Annotated in this window: 16 protein-coding genes; 13 read left to right on the forward strand and 3 right to left on the reverse strand. The window is 33.1% G+C overall.

The window, feature by feature from the left end; all coding sequences use genetic code 11:
* The 6 genes from C3E88_RS12010 to C3E88_RS12035 form a co-directional block, all read left to right on the forward strand.
* A partial coding sequence (locus C3E88_RS12010; RefSeq protein WP_236910427.1) for an ABC transporter permease occupies nt 1-1289 on the forward strand: 1289 nt, incomplete at its 5' end.
* A gap of 147 nt (nt 1290-1436) precedes the next feature.
* Entirely contained in the window at nt 1437-2693 is a 1257-nt protein-coding gene (locus tag C3E88_RS12015) for an ABC transporter substrate-binding protein (protein WP_236910428.1), read from the forward strand.
* A gap of 35 nt (nt 2694-2728) precedes the next feature.
* Nucleotides 2729-3637 carry a UDP-N-acetylmuramate dehydrogenase gene (murB, locus tag C3E88_RS12020; protein ID WP_236910429.1) on the forward strand — a complete coding sequence of 303 codons (909 nt, stop codon included), beginning with the start codon at nt 2729-2731 and terminating at the stop codon, nt 3635-3637.
* 12 nt (nt 3638-3649) lie between these two features.
* Nucleotides 3650-4387, forward strand: a complete 738-nt coding sequence (locus C3E88_RS12025) for a PHP domain-containing protein (protein WP_236910430.1) — start codon at nt 3650-3652, stop codon at nt 4385-4387.
* 20 nt (nt 4388-4407) lie between these two features.
* A complete protein-coding gene (gene rapZ / locus C3E88_RS12030; protein WP_236910431.1) occupies nt 4408-5265 on the forward strand; it encodes an RNase adapter RapZ in 858 nt (285 codons plus the stop codon).
* A 16-nt stretch (nt 5266-5281) separates the two neighbouring features.
* Entirely contained in the window at nt 5282-6553 is a 1272-nt protein-coding gene (locus C3E88_RS12035; protein WP_236910432.1) for a gluconeogenesis factor YvcK family protein, read from the forward strand.
* A gap of 4 nt (nt 6554-6557) precedes the next feature.
* On the opposite strand, the gene C3E88_RS12040 is transcribed toward C3E88_RS12035, so the two are convergent.
* Together C3E88_RS12040 and C3E88_RS12045 are read right to left on the reverse strand one after the other, a co-directional pair.
* A complete protein-coding gene (locus tag C3E88_RS12040; protein WP_236910433.1) occupies nt 6558-7076 on the reverse strand; it encodes a hypothetical protein in 519 nt (172 codons plus the stop codon).
* A 100-nt stretch (nt 7077-7176) separates the two neighbouring features.
* Nucleotides 7177-8214, reverse strand: coding sequence for a M42 family metallopeptidase (locus tag C3E88_RS12045; RefSeq protein WP_236910434.1), 1038 nt, complete (start codon nt 8212-8214; stop codon nt 7177-7179).
* 344 nt (nt 8215-8558) lie between these two features.
* On the opposite strand from C3E88_RS12045, the gene C3E88_RS12050 reads away from it, so the two are divergent.
* The 7 genes from C3E88_RS12050 (at nt 8559) to C3E88_RS12080 (ending at nt 16929) form a co-directional block, all read left to right on the forward strand.
* Nucleotides 8559-11327 carry a type I restriction endonuclease subunit R gene (locus tag C3E88_RS12050; RefSeq protein ID WP_236910435.1) on the forward strand — a complete coding sequence of 923 codons (2769 nt, stop codon included), beginning with the start codon at nt 8559-8561 and terminating at the stop codon, nt 11325-11327.
* Between the two features lie 11 nt (nt 11328-11338).
* Nucleotides 11339-11893 carry a restriction endonuclease subunit S gene (locus C3E88_RS12055; protein ID WP_236910436.1) on the forward strand — a complete coding sequence of 185 codons (555 nt, stop codon included), beginning with the start codon at nt 11339-11341 and terminating at the stop codon, nt 11891-11893.
* Complete coding sequence (locus tag C3E88_RS12060; protein ID WP_236910437.1) at nt 11886-13430, forward strand: type I restriction-modification system subunit M; 1545 nt, start codon at nt 11886-11888, stop codon at nt 13428-13430. The genes C3E88_RS12055 and C3E88_RS12060 overlap by 8 nt, the downstream gene beginning before the upstream one ends.
* A gap of 15 nt (nt 13431-13445) precedes the next feature.
* Nucleotides 13446-14717: a restriction endonuclease subunit S gene (locus C3E88_RS12065; protein ID WP_236910438.1), complete on the forward strand. Its 1272-nt coding sequence runs from the start codon at nt 13446-13448 to the stop codon at nt 14715-14717.
* Nucleotides 14718-15269: 552 nt separating this feature from the next.
* Entirely contained in the window at nt 15270-15671 is a 402-nt protein-coding gene (locus C3E88_RS12070; protein ID WP_236910439.1) for an NUDIX hydrolase, read from the forward strand.
* 23 nt (nt 15672-15694) lie between these two features.
* Nucleotides 15695-16651, forward strand: coding sequence for a DNA-binding protein WhiA (gene whiA, locus C3E88_RS12075; RefSeq protein ID WP_236910440.1), 957 nt, complete (start codon nt 15695-15697; stop codon nt 16649-16651).
* A gap of 2 nt (nt 16652-16653) precedes the next feature.
* Nucleotides 16654-16929, forward strand: coding sequence for an HPr family phosphocarrier protein (locus C3E88_RS12080; RefSeq protein ID WP_236910441.1), 276 nt, complete (start codon nt 16654-16656; stop codon nt 16927-16929).
* Nucleotides 16930-17035: 106 nt separating this feature from the next.
* Here C3E88_RS12080 and C3E88_RS12085 read toward each other — a convergent pair whose 3' ends face one another.
* Complete coding sequence (locus C3E88_RS12085) at nt 17036-17425, reverse strand: GrdX family protein (protein ID WP_236910442.1); 390 nt, start codon at nt 17423-17425, stop codon at nt 17036-17038.
* Between the last annotated feature and the right edge of the window lie 447 nt (nt 17426-17872).

Here is a 17872-nt window from a genome sequence, read left to right on the forward strand (position 1 = left end):
GCATTGAAGAAAACAAGTTGCTTCAAGCTTATAAACAATTACTTCCTGAAAATCTTCTTCATGGTCACTTTAGTAATTATAATTCTGAACTGGAAGATCAACCGGAATGGATTAGCAATGCATTCTATACTAAGATTTATGGAGTAGACCCTGATAGCGAATTGTTTAGCCATTATAACTCGGTAATAACAGAAGGAACTATCGATAAAGAAAAATTTGATAAAGGAGAAGAAGTTATTCTATTAGTTCCCATGTATTTACCAGGAAATACAAATGTTGAAAAAAAGCTTTTTACCGATAAGGAAGTTTTAGCTGCAACAAATGAAAATAATAGAATGAGTTGGTTGCTTAGACAAGGTGATGCTTATAAGCTTACGTACAATGGTAGATATAAGGATTACTATTATAAACAAAATGATATAAAACCTGGAGATACTATTTACCTGTCTTCAGATGCAGAAAAAGTGGTGGATATGAGCTACGTTATAAGTCATAATACCCAAGAAGTAACTGTTGGGGGTCTGGTTTATTATTTTACAAAGGAAGGTATGTGGCCATTTTCAAACAATGTGGCACCTTATGTAGTCATAGGATCGATGAACTGCATGGAATCCATTTATCCAAATTCAAGGCTAGGGCTGTATCCAAATACTTTAGAGCAGATGAGAGATATGACTAGTAGCATATATCCTACTAAATATGGACGTACCCTTTGGTATATAGATACTGATTCAAAGGAACAGGATGTTATACTAGATTCGAAGTTATTAGCTTATGCCAATAATAATGGATATACTCTATATAACTACAAGGATAGTAGTTCTCAATTATATTATGAGGCATTTAATAATGCTATTATTATAGGGCTATTGGGATTTACAGCAGCAGTCATTGCATTTATTATTCTATATAATACGATGGTATCAAAGATGGAACAAGATAAAAACAGAATTGGAATATTACAGTCTCTTGGAGTTACAAAAAAACAATTTTCCAAACATTATATTCAAGTAGGTGTGATTAGTGGATTGTTGTCTATATTAGTAATAAACATATTACTAATAGCAGTGTTATTTATTACTTCTATAGGCGCAGCGGAAGGTATAACTATGACTTTTAAAGATTATATAAGGGACATATTTAATTATAGACTTTGGTTATATCCATGGACGGTTCATGTGGTTATATGTGTAATATTCTTCATATTGACAATTTTAATATACTATTTACCTAGCAGGAAGATTATAAATCTATACCCAGTGGAAAATATTAGAAGTTTAGGAAGATAAAATACTTGGATTAAATGTACTTTTATTCAGAACCGGAGAAGGTGAATATTTCAGGCCTGACCTCATATATATGAGTCAACTAGAATTAGTGCTTCTCTACATAATGGCCACCTCCTATGAATATTTATATTGTAGGAGGTGGCCATTTTGAGGAGAATAGTTTTATTTATTTTAGTTGGATTTATATTGATTTGGACTTATAATCTATTTATAAATAATTTTATTCAATTGGAAGAGGTGGAAGAAGAGCCCTATAAGGGTATAATAGAAATATGGGATTTTTCTAGGAAGGGATCTTATAGATGGTTACAGAATAGGGTTCGATCCTTTGAAAGGAAAAATCCAGGAGTATATATAGAAATTGTATCTAAAGATGAACAAAGGGATTCTATGCCGGATATAGTTCCTGTAAGCTTAAACTCCCTCAGCTTAAATACATTACAACCCTTAGACGATTACTTTGAAAAAGAAGATCTAGATGGGTTCAAACATCAAGCTTTAAAACCCATAATATATGATAAGGAATTGAAAGCCCTACCTATAGCTATGACTACCAGCATCATATATATCAATTTAGACAAGTTTAATGAAAGGGGGGTCAGTCCTCCTATGGATGGATATTGGACTTATGAGGAGTTTGTAGACATTCTTAAACAATTGACCTATGATTCCCAAGGGGATGGTATGGTAGATGAATACGGCTTTCTAGCTCCTATAGGGCCTAATAATTATCATATATGGGGTATAATATTATCTGATGGGGCCCAGCTTATAGAACCTAAAAGGCTACAATACAGTTTTTATGGCGAAAAGGCCCTTAAAGGACTAGAAAGAATGATGGACTTGAAATATAAACATGGAGTTGTACCTGATTATTTTGGTATAATAGGTGAGAAGGATGCTTGGAAGATGTTTTTTGAAGAACAAAAAGTTGCAGCCTATGCTACAGGTTCCTGGGCTTTTGATGTATTGGATCAAGCCTATAAGGAGGGAAATGGTTTCAACTTTGATGTAGTAAACTTTCCAACAGGAGATAAAAATTTGCCAGCGACTTTAAGTAGCGATATAATTTCCTATGGAGTTGTAAAAAACGAAGACCCAAAGAAGATGGAAATGTGTGTTAAGTTTCTAAAACATTTGACTACAGATTCAAATCAAAAATCTTTGGAAGAAATAGGACTATTTACAGCTAAGAGGGGTATAGAAGATATGTATATGGATAATCCTAAGATGAAAAAAATAGAGAAAAGTTTATCATATACCCATTATATACCCTTGATAGACAATTGGAAGGAAATAGATTCTATCCTTCAGGAAGAAATAAGAAAGGCCCTTTTAGGGGAAAAACCTTCCTATGAGGCTATTGAAGATGCTAAAATAGAAATAGATAAATTGAGTAAATAGATGACAGTGAAATATAATATAATAGGAGTGGTATTTTGGATAATAAAGAACTCTATAAACAATTTGAGAATGTGGATTTTGGAGAAATACTTTTTGATGAACCTATGAAAAACCATACTTCCTTTAAAATAGGAGGACCAGCAGATATTATGATAATACCTAGCTCAGAAGGTGAAATAGTAGAGTCCATTAAATTCTGTAGGAATAATAATATTAAATACTTCGTCATGGGAAATGGTACCAATCTACTGGTAAAGGATTCCGGTATTAGAGGAGTAGTTATTAAGATAGGCAAGGGATTTGACGATATAGATATAGTAGAGGATAAGCTCTTATGTCAAAGTGGGGCTTTGCTATCCCTAGTGGGAAAGCAGGCATTGAAAAACTCCTTAAGAGGTTTTGAATTTGCCAGCGGCATACCTGGAACTGTAGGAGGAGCTATTACCATGAATGCTGGAGCCTATGGGGGAGAGATGAAGGATATAGTTACTAAGGTTAGGGTATTGGATAAAGATAACAATATACTGGAGTTAAATAATGAACAGATGGATTTTAGATATAGGGGAAGCAAAGTGGTAGATGAAGGATTGATAGTACTTAGCGTGGAGTTTCAACTGGAAAAAGGCAATTATTCTATGATAGAGGAAAAGATGAGGGATTTAGCTTTCCAAAGAAAATCTAAACAACCTTTAGAACTTCCCAGCGGAGGAAGTACTTTTAAACGGCCAGTAGGTCATTATGCCGGGAAACTAATTGACGATGCAGGTTTGAGAGGGGTACGATTTAGGGATGCTCAAGTTTCTGAAAAACACTGTGGATTTGTAGTGAATAGAGGGGAAGCTACTTTTGAAGAGGTATATACATTGATCAATACGGTTCAGAAGATCGTAAGGGATAAATACGATGTAGTGCTAGAGCCAGAAATAAAGATAATAGGAGATTAGAAAGGATAAAATATGCAGATAATAGGAGATTACCATACCCATACTATATATAGCCATGGAAAGGGCACCATTAGGGATAATGTAGAATCGGCTTTTCGTAAGGGATTAAGGGAAGTAGCTATATGCGATCATGGACCTGGTCATATTATATATGGGGTGAAGAGAGAACAAATATTTCAGATGAGAAGAGAAATAGATGAATTAAATAGGGAATATGAGAAAAAGGGTCTAAAGGTACTGTTAGGTATTGAAGCCAATGTAATGGACTATGATGGAAATATAGATGTAGATGAAGAAATACTTGATGTATTGGATATTTTGCTATTGGGATTTCACTATGGTATATTGCCAAGGAATGGGAAAAGTATGTGGTATTTTTATGGATTAAATCCTGTGTCAAAGGTATTACCTTTTCTGAATAGCAAGATGATAGATTTAAACACTCAGGCAATTATTAAGGCTATAGAAAAATATCCAATAAATATAATTACCCATCCTGGTTCTAAAGCTAAACTGGATATAGGGAAGGTAGCAGAAGCTGCATACAAACACAATATTGCCTTGGAGATAAATGCCCATCATAGTCAATTATCTGTAAAAAATATTGAAAAAGCATTAAATACAAAGGTTGAATTCTATATAAACAGTGATGCCCATCACCCATCAAATGTTGGAGAATTTCAAGAGGGTATAAAAAGGGCATTGGAAGCCAAAGTCCCTATTGATAGGATAATAAACGCAAAAGAGTAAACTCAGGAGGTGAATTAGTAATGGAATTTGTTATTATTACAGGAATGTCTGGAGCAGGGAAGAGTCAAGCAATGAAGGCAATGGAGGATATAGGATACTATTGTATGGATAATCTCCCCCCAGCTTTACTACCGAAGTTTGCTGAACTATGTTACCAATCCAAGAGGACCATCGACAAGGTAGCGGTAGTAGTGGATATAAGGGGGGGCATATTTTTTGAAGACCTATTTAAGGGATTGGAAGATTTAGAAGAGAAGAGTATAAAGTATAGGATACTGTTTTTGGATGCAGAAGATTCTGTACTCATAAAGAGATATAAGGAACTAAGAAGGCCCCACCCGCTAAACCCTAATGGTAGGATTATAGAAGGGATAGGCCAGGAAAGGGTATTGTTGGAAGAGGTAAAAAACAAAGCTGACTATATAATAGATACCTCTAAACTTACTATAGGAATGCTGAAAGAGGAAATATCAAAAATATTTGTTGAAGGTAAAGAATTAAGGCGATTAACCATATCCGTAGTTTCTTTCGGTTTTAAGCATGGGATACTTTTAGATGCAGATTTGGTATTTGATGTTAGATTTATCCCCAATCCCTACTATATACCAGAGTTAAGGGATTTAACGGGGGAAGATACAAATGTAAAGGATTATGTATTTGCTTGGGAACAGACCAGGACCTTTGTAAAAAAACTATTGGATATGTTGGAGTTTTTGATACCCTATTATATTAAGGAAGGAAAGACTCAGTTGATAATAGGAATAGGATGTACTGGTGGAAAGCATAGATCTGTGGCAATAGCCAACAAAATAGAAGATAAGCTTAAGGAAAAGGGCCATCGAGCTATTGTAAACCACAGGGATTACAAACTAGTATAGAAGGGGTTATAGATGTATGATTAAAAAGCATAGACCAAAATTAATAGTCACAGGCTGGATTCTTTTGGGAGTGTTAGGAGTATTCTTGCTTTCTATAGGGATATCTAGCTTTATGTACGATATAGTGATCAATTATAGAACTAGCATCAAAGTTCTATTTTCAATAGTTGGGATTTGTCTTATTATATTTTCTATAAAAAAATCTTTCTATTGTATATTTAGGGGAGTAGGCAAGAGCAGTACCAATAGAGAGCTTAATAAGGAAGATATAAACCATATCATATATAAGGAGAAGGTATTGTCAAAGGGACCAAAAGTAGTAGTCATCGGAGGCGGTACTGGTTTATCTGTATTGCTCAGAGGGCTAAAGGAGTATACATCTAATATTACTGCCATCGTAACCGTTGCTGATGACGGTGGTGGTTCTGGAATATTGAGGGAAGACTTAGGCATGTTGCCTCCAGGGGATATTAGAGCATGCATATTAGCTTTGGCTAACACAGAGCCTAATATGGAAAAACTATTACAATACCGATTTAGTGAGGGAATTCTAAAGGGACAAAACTTTGGAAATTTATTCTTAGCTGCTATGAATGAAATATATGGTAGCTTTGAAATGGCAGTAAAGGAGACCAGCAATGTTTTAGCTGTAACGGGAAAGGTGTTGCCTATGACCCTTGAGAATGTAACCTTGTATGCTGAATTGGAAAATGGCGAAACCATTGAGGGGGAATCGGAAATACCTCTAAGAAATAAGGAAATGTCCAGCAAAATCCATCGTATTTATATGGAACCTAAGATTAGCTATCCATTAATAGAAGCCGTTGAGGCCATTGAAGAGGCCGATTTAATAGTGCTAGGGCCTGGTAGCTTATATACCAGTGTTATACCTAATCTACTGGTAAACAATATAGTAGATAAGATCTATGAGTCCAAAGCACCAAAGGTGTATATTAGCAATGTAATGACTCAACCAGGAGAAACAGATAAATATACGGTGTTAGACCATGTAGAAGCCATATTAAATCACAGTAGAGAGGATCTACTGGATTATGTAGTAGTAAATACGGAGGAAATACCTAAAGAAGTACTGAAAAGGTATACTGTTGATGGTTCAGAACCGGTAGCTTTAGGGGATGAAGATGAAAATATATTGGAATCAAAGGGTATTGAATTGATCAAGAAAAATTTAATAGACATTAAAAAGGATTATATCCGACATGATTCTATGATATTAAGTCAGATATTAATTGAAGTAGCAAAAAGAAAGCCTATCAAGAGCAACTAAATTGTTAGGCTTTCTTTACTTCCTCTAGCATTCTAGATATTAAATTGCCCGCAGATCGCTTTGTAAGATTCTCATAATTTATAGGAGTATTTAACTCTTCTGATAGTTTCCTTATAGTTTCCAACTGTCTTTTCGTTGGAGGCTCATCAGTAGTAGTATAAGGTTCATCGGATTCAGATACATTGTCATTGTAGGAAATTTCTTCAACAGCGGTCATTCCTACATTAGTCAAATCCCTAAGAACTCTAGCTTTTGCTCGAGTGGAGGCCATTCGAATCAAATGAGGAACTATAGCATTATTGACGGACTGAGGACTGGCATCGCCAATATCTGTATATATTTTGTCTTCAGTAGTGGCAGTGGCCTTGCATATGGCAGTCATATTGTTCTCCTTTGTGGGAATTTGAATTAATTCTACTTCTAAGGACTTTAGATTGTTCTGATGAGCTAAATCCAAGAGTCCTTCATAGGTAACATAGGATTTTCCTTGTAGATTTATGATAAACTTTTCATTTATGCTCATTAAATCACCTCAACTATATTTTATAGAGTATGTTTAAAATTAAACCTGGAAATATTAACCAATAATTTATAGACATAAATAAAAAGGGAAAATTCCCTTTTTATTTAGTCAAATACAGAATTCCCAATCCTATAGTATTTTCAATGGCATCTTTGTGAGTTCTTTCAAAGGAATGGGAAGCATCCACTCCTGGACCTATAAGTCCCACTTTAAAATCATATCCAGCCCTTAAAGCTGCAGAACCATCAGAGCCATAGTAGGGATATATATCGATTTGATAGTCTATATTATTTTCCTTCGCCAATGAAACCAATCTATTTTTCAACTCCAAGTCATAGGGACCAGAACTATCCTTTGCACAAATCGTGACACTAAATTCATCGGAAGTTTGGCCTTCTCCTGGTGCCGCCATGTCTATTGCTATGAATTCAAAGGTGTTCTCAGGAATAGCAGCACTAGCTCCATGACCCACTTCTTCATAGTTGCTGATGAAAAAGTTGGTAGTATATTTTGGAGTAATATCATTGTCCACTAAGTACTTGGCTATGGCTAATATGGATATTACCCCTGCTTTATCGTCTAAATGTCTGGATTTAATAAAACCACTAGGAGTAACTTTAACCCTAGGGTCAAAGTATACGAAGTCTCCCACATTTATACCTAGTTTCTCCACATCTTCTTTGGTAGAAACCTTTTCGTCCAATCTTATCTCCATATTATCTATATTTCTTTCGATGGTTCTAGTCTCTTCTCCATGGACATGGGATGAAGCCTTGGTGGTCAATATGGTTCCTGAAAATAGTTTCCCATCACTATTTTCAATATTTACATACTCTCCTTCTACAGTACTCCATACATAGCCACCAATTTGAGTGAATTTCAATCTACCATTGGATTTGATCTCCTTAACCATTCCCCCCAATGTATCTACATGTCCAGATAGGGTCACCTCTTTTTCAGTATTTAGTCCTTCTATCTTACCAATCAGTGCCCCCTTATTAGTTCTATAGGTGGATATACCCATAGCTTCAAATTCCTTTTCCACAAAGTCTATAGCCTTATGGGTATTGCCTGAGGGACTTGGGATTTTTAACAATTCTTCTAATTTCCCAACTGCATATTTCATATCAATTTTCATATTCTAGCCTCCTCTAATACATACTTTAATACTATAATACTATATTTGCAATAAAAATAAAGGTGATATAAAATAATTGTGAGCAAAAATAATTTCCTATGTTATTATTTAGATATGTACTATATTTAAAAAAACAATAGTGAAAGGTTGAATTTTGAACAGTAGTATAATAAAGTGGCTAATATAAATATAATCGATGGTAACTTCTTTATCATCGATTATATTTCAATACAAATATAGCGTTATATCGAGATATAACACTTGACAAAAATAAAAATACTGCTATAGTTAGATATAACAAAACGAATTATTGCAATTGAATATTCTTTGAAGGATAAGAAAGGGTGAAAAGTTTGAGATACGAGTCTGAAGCAGTGCTTGAGAAAAAAATAATAGATTATTTAAGTAAAAATGGTTATGAACGAGTGAATATTAAAAATGAAGAGGAATTAGTAAATAATTTTAGAAAACAGCTTTGTGAATTTAATGAAAAAAAATTGAAAGGTAAGCCCCTCACAGATAAAGAATTTCAAATGGTAATGAATAGAATTGAAGGTAAAGGAATTTTTGAATCGGCTAAGATTTTAAGGGATAAAGTTGAAATTCAAAGAGAAGACGGAACACCCCTTTATTTAGAACTTATGGATTCTAAAAAGTGGTGTAAAAACCTATACCAAATTACCAATCAAATAACTGTTAGAGGCAAATATGAAAACCGATACGATGTAACCCTTCTTATAAATGGACTTCCCTTAGTCCAAATAGAACTTAAAAGAAGGGGATTAGATATGAAGGAAGCTTTTAACCAAATTTGTAGGTATAAGGCTCAATCCTATACAGGACTTTTTAGCTATATCCAAATATTTGTAGTATCCAATGGGGTAGATACAAAATACTTTGCTAATTCCGATGGAACATTAAATTATGAATATACCTTCTTTTGGACTGATGAGGAAAATGAAAGAATTACTAACTTAAAGGACTTTGCTAGTTTTTTTTTAGATAAATGCCATATTTCAAAGATGATTGCTAGATACATGGTGCTAAAAGAAACAGAAAAGCAACTATTAGTCTTAAGACCTTATCAGGTATATGCAGTGGAAAAGATAATTAAAAGGGCTTTAGAAACAAACAATAATGGCTATATCTGGCATACTACAGGCTCTGGTAAGACTTTAACCTCCTTTAAGGTTAGTCAGCTCTTAGCCAATGAACAAGGTATAGATAAGGTGTTTTTCCTAGTAGATAGGCAGGATTTGGACCACCAGACGGAAAGGGAGTTTAATGAATTTCAGCCTGGATCTATTGATAGAACCGATAGTACGGAGAAATTAGTAGAACAGATAAAAGATTTTACAAATCGAATTATTATTACTACTATCCAAAAGATGAACAATGCTGTCAAAAATCCTAGGTATAAAGATATAATGGAACCCTATAGAGATAAAAAGGTAATATTTATAATAGATGAATGTCATAGATCTCAATTTGGAAAGATGCATAATCAAATAAGGGAACATTTTAGAAACGGTCAATACTTTGGATTTACTGGTACCCCTAGACTAAAGGAAAACAAATCGGAAGACGATAGGACTACGGCAGATTTATTCGATAAATGTCTACACTTCTATCTCATAAAGGATGCAATTCATGATGGTAATGTTTTAGGATTCTCAGTAACCTATATAAATACCTTAAATGCAGATCTAAATGAAATATCTGCAGAAAAAGTTCAAGCCATAAACACTAAAGAAGTCTGGCAAGACGATGAAAGGATAGAAATAATCGTACAACATATAATTGACTACCATGACCAAAGGGCTAGAAGCAAAGGCTACAATGCCATATTTGCAACAGATAGTATTGAATCTTTAACCCTATATTATGACAAATTTAAGGAATTAAATCATGATCTTAAAATAGCAAGTATATTTACTTATGAACCAAATCCAGATTTATCTGATGGTAAGGTTCATGGTAGAGATAGTCTAGAAAGAATGATTAAAGACTACAATGAAATGTTTAATACCAATTTTTCCACTGAAACCTATGATGCCTATCGGGCTGATGTGGATAAAAAACTAAGAGAGGCCAAAATAGATATACTTCTTGTTGTGGATATGTTTTTAACTGGATTTGATTCTAAAAGATTAAATACCCTTTATGTAGACAAGAATCTAAAATACCATAATTTAATTCAAGCTTATTCCAGAACAAATAGATTAGATTCAGAGAAAAAACCCTATGGCAATATAATATGCTTTAGAAATTTAAAAGAGGCAACAGATGAAGCTCTAAGAATATTTTCTAAAACTGATGATATAGATACAGTACTTGCAAAATCGTTCGAAGAGTACCTGGCACTCTTTAAACAGCAAGTAGAGCTTTTAACAAAAATAGCGCCGTCTCCTGACGATGTTGACAATATAAAAAGCGAAGAAAAACAAAAAGAATTTGTGATTGCTTTTAGGGACTTGACCAAAACTCTTATAAAACTAGAGAACTTTAAAGAATTTGAATTTACAGAGGAGTGTATAGGATTAGATAGTCAGATATATCAGGATTATAGAAGCAAGTATCTACTAATTAAGGAAAATCATGATAGGTGCAAAACGGAACAAGTATCCATATTAGATGACATAGATTTTGCCCTTGAAATTATGCACAGAGATAGGATCAATGTAGATTATATAATGAACTTGATTAGAGAAATAGATTTAGAGGACGAAAAACGAAAAGAAGAGGATATTAAATATATTGTGAAAGAACTAGAAAGAGCCGACAATAAAGAGTTAAGAAGTAAGGTTGAGTTAATAAAGGAGTTCTTAGATCGGGTAGTACCAAAGTTGACTAAGGAAGATTCTATAGATAATGAATTTACTAAATTTGAACAAGAAAGAAAAGATGAGGTAATAGAAGATTTTGCTATTAACAATAGATTGTCCAAAGATCAAGTGGAAAACCTAGTCCAAGAGTATGAATTTAGCGGTATCATAGATAGGGAAGAAATAAGCGATACTCTAGCAGAAGCAAAGTATTCCTTTATTGAAAATATAAATAAATCTAAAGAACTAGAAATTTTTATTAGAGAAGTGGCAGAAGAGTATAGATAAGGGGTGAAAATATGAGGCTAGAAGATATAGCAGATATTACCCAAGGTATAACCCTTAGTAGAATAAGGGTAAAAGAAAATATGGAAACAGAAGAACGCACGGTGTACTCCTTTGAAACAGAATCTAAAATTCAAGTACCCAAGGATATAGAAAAAACTGATCAAAATATACCCATAATAACTGATGATATAATCCTTTTTAATATTACATCCTATAATGCTAAAAAAGCTACTGAAAAAGATATAGGAAAGATTGTCCCGTCAAACTATGTAATAATAAGGGTTAAAGACAAAAATGTGAACACCGATTATCTAGCTTGGCATATGGACCAAAGCGAAAGTTTCAAAAGGGAACTTAACAAACTGAAACAGGGCTCGACAGTATTAAGTGTTTCCATAAATGAATTTAGGAAGATGAATATAAAATTGCCTAAATTAAGCCTTCAAGAAAAAATAGGTAGGATAAATGATTTAAACAGGAGAAGAGAAGAACTTTTTTTAGAAAGACAAAAATTAATAGAAAAATTACTTATGACTATCAACGAGGAGGAAATGCAAAATGGTTAATGGGAAAATACATCAACAAGAACTTCATAAAAAGTTATGGGATATGGCTAATGAACTTAGGGGAAATATGAGTGCCAATGAATTCAAGGACTATATATTAGGAATAATCTTCTATAGATATTTATCTGAGAAAATAGAACAAAGGGCTAACCGTCTGTTAGAAAATGACAATCTAAGCTATGAGGATGCTTGGGGAATTGAAGAGCTAAGGAAACCTCTTACAGACCGTTTAATAGTAGAAAGAGGCTATATGATAGAGCCCAAATATTTGTTTTCAACTATGATAGAAGAAATTAAAAAAGGAGAAAGTGGAAAATTCGATGTAGAATACCTACTTGAAGCTATAAATAGTATTCAAGAATCCACATTAGGGCAAGACTCTCAGGAGACCTTTGAAAACTTATTTGATGATATGGATCTTTCTTCTACAAAATTAGGCAGAACAGTAAAATCCAGATCCAAGCTAATGGCAAAAATATTAGTCCTTGTAAATGAAATTCCCTTTAATCAAGACGAAACTGAGATAGATATATTAGGAGATGCTTATGAGTATCTAATTGGAAAATTTGCCGCCAATGCAGGACAAAAAGCAGGGGAATTCTACACTCCTCAGGAAGTAAGTACAGTATTAGCTAAAATAGTAGCTCTAGACAAAGATGAAATAAGGGATGTATACGACCCAACCTGTGGTTCTGGTTCTTTGCTTTTAAGGGTAAACAAGGAAGCTAAAGTAGGGAAGTTTTATGGACAAGAACTAAACTCAACTACATACAACCTAGCTCGTATGAATATGCTACTTCATGAAGTCCATCATTCAAGATTTGATATACAAAATGCAGACACAATAGAAGAGCCCCAACATATGGATATGACCTTTGAGGCAGTGGTGGCCAATCCCCCCTATTCTTCAAAATGGAGTAGTGCCAAGAAATTTGAACAAGATGAAAGATTTTCAGGCTATGGGAAATTAGCACCTAAAAGCCGAGCAGATTATGTATTTGTTCAACATATGATTCACCACTTGGCGGATAATGGAACTATGGCAGTAGTTCTTCCCCATGGAGTACTATTTAGAGGAGGCGCAGAAGAAACCATTAGAAAATACCTTATAAAAGATAAAAACTATCTAGATGCAGTAATAGGCTTACCAGAAAACCTATTCTATGGTACAGGAATACCAACTTGTATCTTAATCTATAAAAAATGCAGGGTTGAGGACGATTCAGTATTATTTATAGATGCATCTAAAGGTTTTAAAAAGGTTGGAAATAAAAATGTACTAAGGCCAGAAAACATAGAAAAAATAATAGATACCTACGCCAATAGAAGGGAGATAGACAAATATTCCCACAATGCAACTTTAGAAGAAATAGAAGAAAACGACTATAATCTTAATATTCCAAGGTATGTAGACACCTTTGAACCAGAACCAAGAGTAGATATAGATAAGGTTACAACTAGATTAAAGGAAATAGACAGAGAAATAGCAGAAATAGACGAAGAGATAGATGGATATTTAAAAGAACTAGGACTATAGGAGGGGCGACTAGCAATGGGTAATGTACAACTAAAGAAAAAAAGAAAAGTACCAGAGTTGAGGTTTCCTGAGTTTAGTGGGGAATGGGAAGAGAAAAAGCTGGGAGAGGTAGTTAGTTTTAAGAAAGGGAAAGGAATTCCTAAAAGGACATTAACAGAGTATGGAACTAAATGCATTTTATATGGCCAATTGTATACAACTTATAATGAGATAATAACAGGTATATCAAGCTATACAGATATAGATGAACAAAAATTATTATTTGGCAATATGGGAGATATATTAATTCCATCTTCAGGAGAAACTGCATTAGATATGTCATTAGCATCGGCATTACTTGTTGATAATGTTGCGTTAGGTGGAGATATCAATATACTTAGACCTAAAAATAATACCATAGACAGCAAATTTTTAAGTTATCAAATAAATTCGGCAAGAAAGATAGATCTGGCTAGAATAGCAGAAGGTGCATCAGTAGTTCACCTATATAACAATAATTTAAAAGATGTTATAGTAGTTAATCCGAAAGATACAGCAGAACAACAAAAAATAGGCAATTTTTTCTACACAATAGACAAAAAACTAGAATTACAACAGGAAAAAATAAATGCACTAAAAGAATATAAAAAAGGCATGATGCAGAGAATATTTAGTCAAGAGATAAGTTTTAAAGATGATGATGGGAAAGACTTTCCTGATTGGGAAGAGAAAAGATTGGAGGATATGGGGGAATTTTTAACTAGTAGTGTAGACAAAAAAATAAAAGAAAACGAAATAATTGTTAATTTATGTAATTACATGGATGTTTATAACAGACTAGAAATAAGAAACAATAATTTAGATATTTTAAATAAAACAAGTGCAACAGAAATGCAAATAAAAAATAATAATTTATTGAAAGGAGACATATTAATAACTCCCTCATCAGAAACCTCTGATGATATTGGGCATTCAGTTGTTATTTGGGAGGATTTAAAGAATACAGTTTATAGTTATCATCTTTTAAGATTTAGGCCTCATATAAAGATGGATCTTAAATTTTCAAATTATTGGTTTAATAGTGAGGCGGTGAGAAAACACTTTATAATTAGGGCACAGGGAGCAACGAGATTCACGATATCAATAAACAATATAAAAGATATAATTGTAAAATATCCAACAATAAGAGAACAAGAAAAAATAGGAAAACTTCTTTATTCAATAGACAAAAAAATCGAACTAGAAGAAGAAAAATTAGAAAAGTACAAAAAGTTTAAAAAAGGATTAATGCAAAGAATGTTTGTATAGTATGATTAACAGTCAAATAGTTATTACACATTTAATCTTAACCTCTGTGATAGCAAAAAAACAGCTATTATTGGAGGTTGAAATAATTCAACTACAATAAAATTAGGAAAGTTCACTAACTGTATATTAATTATCTATTATGGTGATTTTCTTTTGTAACAATATTGTTAATAATATCTAATAAATAGTACATCCATAAAATAAACAATGGATTTAGCCACTGGGAAGCTCATGAAAACAAGGAAATATTTAATTATGGAATTGAGTACTTCCCTTAAGAATATTGAAATGGAGATTAGCTATATTTCTAAAAATCTTCAAGGAATGATGAACCAGAAATATAATTTGACATCATTAAGAAAAAAGTGTTTAGAGAGGTATTTCTTTTTATCAATAAAATTCTAAGCACTTTTTTATTTTCCATAAGAAGGCGGTGTCATTATAACAATTAAAATACTTTAGCATAATGATTGTTTTTGTAGTATAATGATTTTAATATATAATAAATTTATGAAACAATCTGGGAAAAGGTAGAAATGGGAGTTGGTAAAGATGATAGAGGAGGTAAGTGCCGGAGGAATTGTAGTGTTTGGAAATACCCTGTTATTATTAAAAAAGTTTAATGGAGATTGGGTCTTACCTAAAGGTAGAGTGGAAAAAGATGAGGATATTAGAGAAACTGCCTTAAGAGAAGTATTGGAAGAATCAGGAGTTAAGGGAGAAATCCTTAGATATATAGGCATGGTACACTACACTTATAAGAACTTAAAAGGGGATGAAACCGTTTATAAAACCGTTCATTGGTATTTGATGAAAACCAATAGTATGGAATCTGTTCCCCAAAAAAAAGAGGGTTTTGTAGAAGCTACTTTTATCCACATAGATAAGGCTACAGACCTAGTCAAATATGAAGATGAGAGAAAAATAATAAATAAAGCCTTAGCGTTTTTATAAATATAAAATTTAGGAGAGATAAAATGTCTTTTTCATCATCAACGAAAAACGAATTGTCTAGACTAACTATTGAAAACCAATGTTGTGCCTTAGCAGAATTGGCTAGTATCATAAGAACTAACGGAACCATACAGATTAGCAGCATGAACAAAATAAGTTTGAAGTTTGCTACGGAAAACGCTGCCATAGCAAGGAGAATATTTATTCTTGTTAAGGGCTTATACGATACGGATGTAGATGTAATGGTAAGGAGAAACAAACAACTTAAGAAAAATAACAATTATCTAATAATAATAAATAGCAAGGAGATAACAAAAAAGATATTGGAAGATGTGGGTTTCTTAACCAATACTACTAGTAGCTATTATGCAGTAGATTATAAGGTTCCAGAAAGGTTAATAGAAAACAGATGTTGTAGGAGGGCTTATATTAGGGGAGCATTTTTAGGAGGAGGTTCTATAAGCAATCCAGAAAAGGCTTATCATATGGAGTTTGTTACCAATAGTAAAGACCATGGAGAAGAACTTGCTGATATTATCAATTCCTTTGGCCTCAACTCTAAGATAGTTATTAGAAAAGAAAACTATGTAGTATATATAAAGGAAGGGGAACAGATTGTAGATATATTAAATATAATGGGAGCTCATCAAGCCTTACTAAAATTTGAGGATATAAGGGTGCTTAAAGATGTTAGGAACAATATCAATAGATTGGTAAACTGTGAAACGGCTAATCTAAGTAAAACTATAGATGCTTCCTTAAGACAAGTGGAAAATATCGAGTATATAGATAGTAGGATTGGCCTAGAAAAGCTTCCAAGTAATCTACAGGAAATAGCTCTGTTAAGACTAGAGCATAGGGATGCTAGCTTGAAGGAATTAGGTATGTTACTAGATCCACCTGTAGGTAAATCTGGCGTCAACCATAGATTTAGACGGATAGAAGATATAGTTGAAAAATTGAAGAGAAAGGAGAGCTAATATTGATTAAAAAAGATGTAGTATTAAACAACGAAACAGGATTACATGCAAGACCAGCGGCTTTATTTGTAAAGGTAGCGAATAAATTTATTAGTGATATATATGTAGAATCGAAGGGGACGAGGGTAGATGGCAAAAGCATCATAGGGGTAATGTCCTTAGGTGCATTTCATGGGGAGGAGATTACTCTAATAGCTAAAGGAGAGGACGAAAAAGAAGCTATTGACAAATTGACTAAGTTAGTAGAATATGGGCTAGAAGATGTAGAAGATGAGTAATAGGCCCAAATATACCTAAAGTTGATAAAAGAATAACAAGCCGTAAAAATATAAAAACAAAAGCCTAGGGAATAAGCATTAAAGCTTTTTACCAGGCTTTTATTTTTTATTCTAGATGCTTTAATTTATCTATTACATTTTCGATTAAAGACAGATCTATTACTCTAAAATCATCTAATATGCTTTCAGGCCAATCTGGCGTAGGTTTATTTGCAGCAAACTTTTTAGCTGTAGCAATACTTTCTTCGATGAGCTTTAAGCTATCAAAGTCCAATGTCCCTTTTTTATCGCTTATTATAATGGTCTTATATACCGTCTCATTAGGTTTAACACTACCAGACAATGGATGGGTCAAAAGCTTATGGCCCTCATGTACCTTATCCCTTACATATTCCAATACATCTAAGTAAGCAAAGCTTTCATCAAACATGATTTCAAAATTACCCTTATATTTCTCATATACATATTTGTTGTTTGTTACGATTATTTTTTTCATATGATTTACCTCCAAGTTTATCTAATAGATTTATTTTATCATAATTAGTAGGAAATATATATTGTTTATATTATTAAAATATAATCTCTGCTACTTAACAGTACATAAAGATCAATATATATAAATTTTTTTAACAAACTATGCTAAAAAGCCAAAATTAATATTTGGTGGTTCCTGGATTATTTTATAAAGGTATATAAGTAGGATTTAGGTGTCGTACTTATGTGCCCAGTCCCGACATATTTGGGGAAGAACGCCACCTCCAATGCAAGATTTGTGCAAATAGCCGACTAAGGAAAAAAATTGTTTAGGTTTGTCTTAGCGAACGAAGTGAGCATACAAACCTAATTTTTTCCGTGTCGTGCTATTTGCCAAATCTCGAATCGGAGATGCCGTTCTTTATAAATATGCCGGGGGCTACCACTAAAACAATTTAGAATTAACGAC

This window comes from Clostridium sp. Cult3, from assembly GCF_021655115.1.
Classification (GTDB): Bacteria; Bacillota; Clostridia; order Tissierellales; family Tepidimicrobiaceae; genus PPXY01.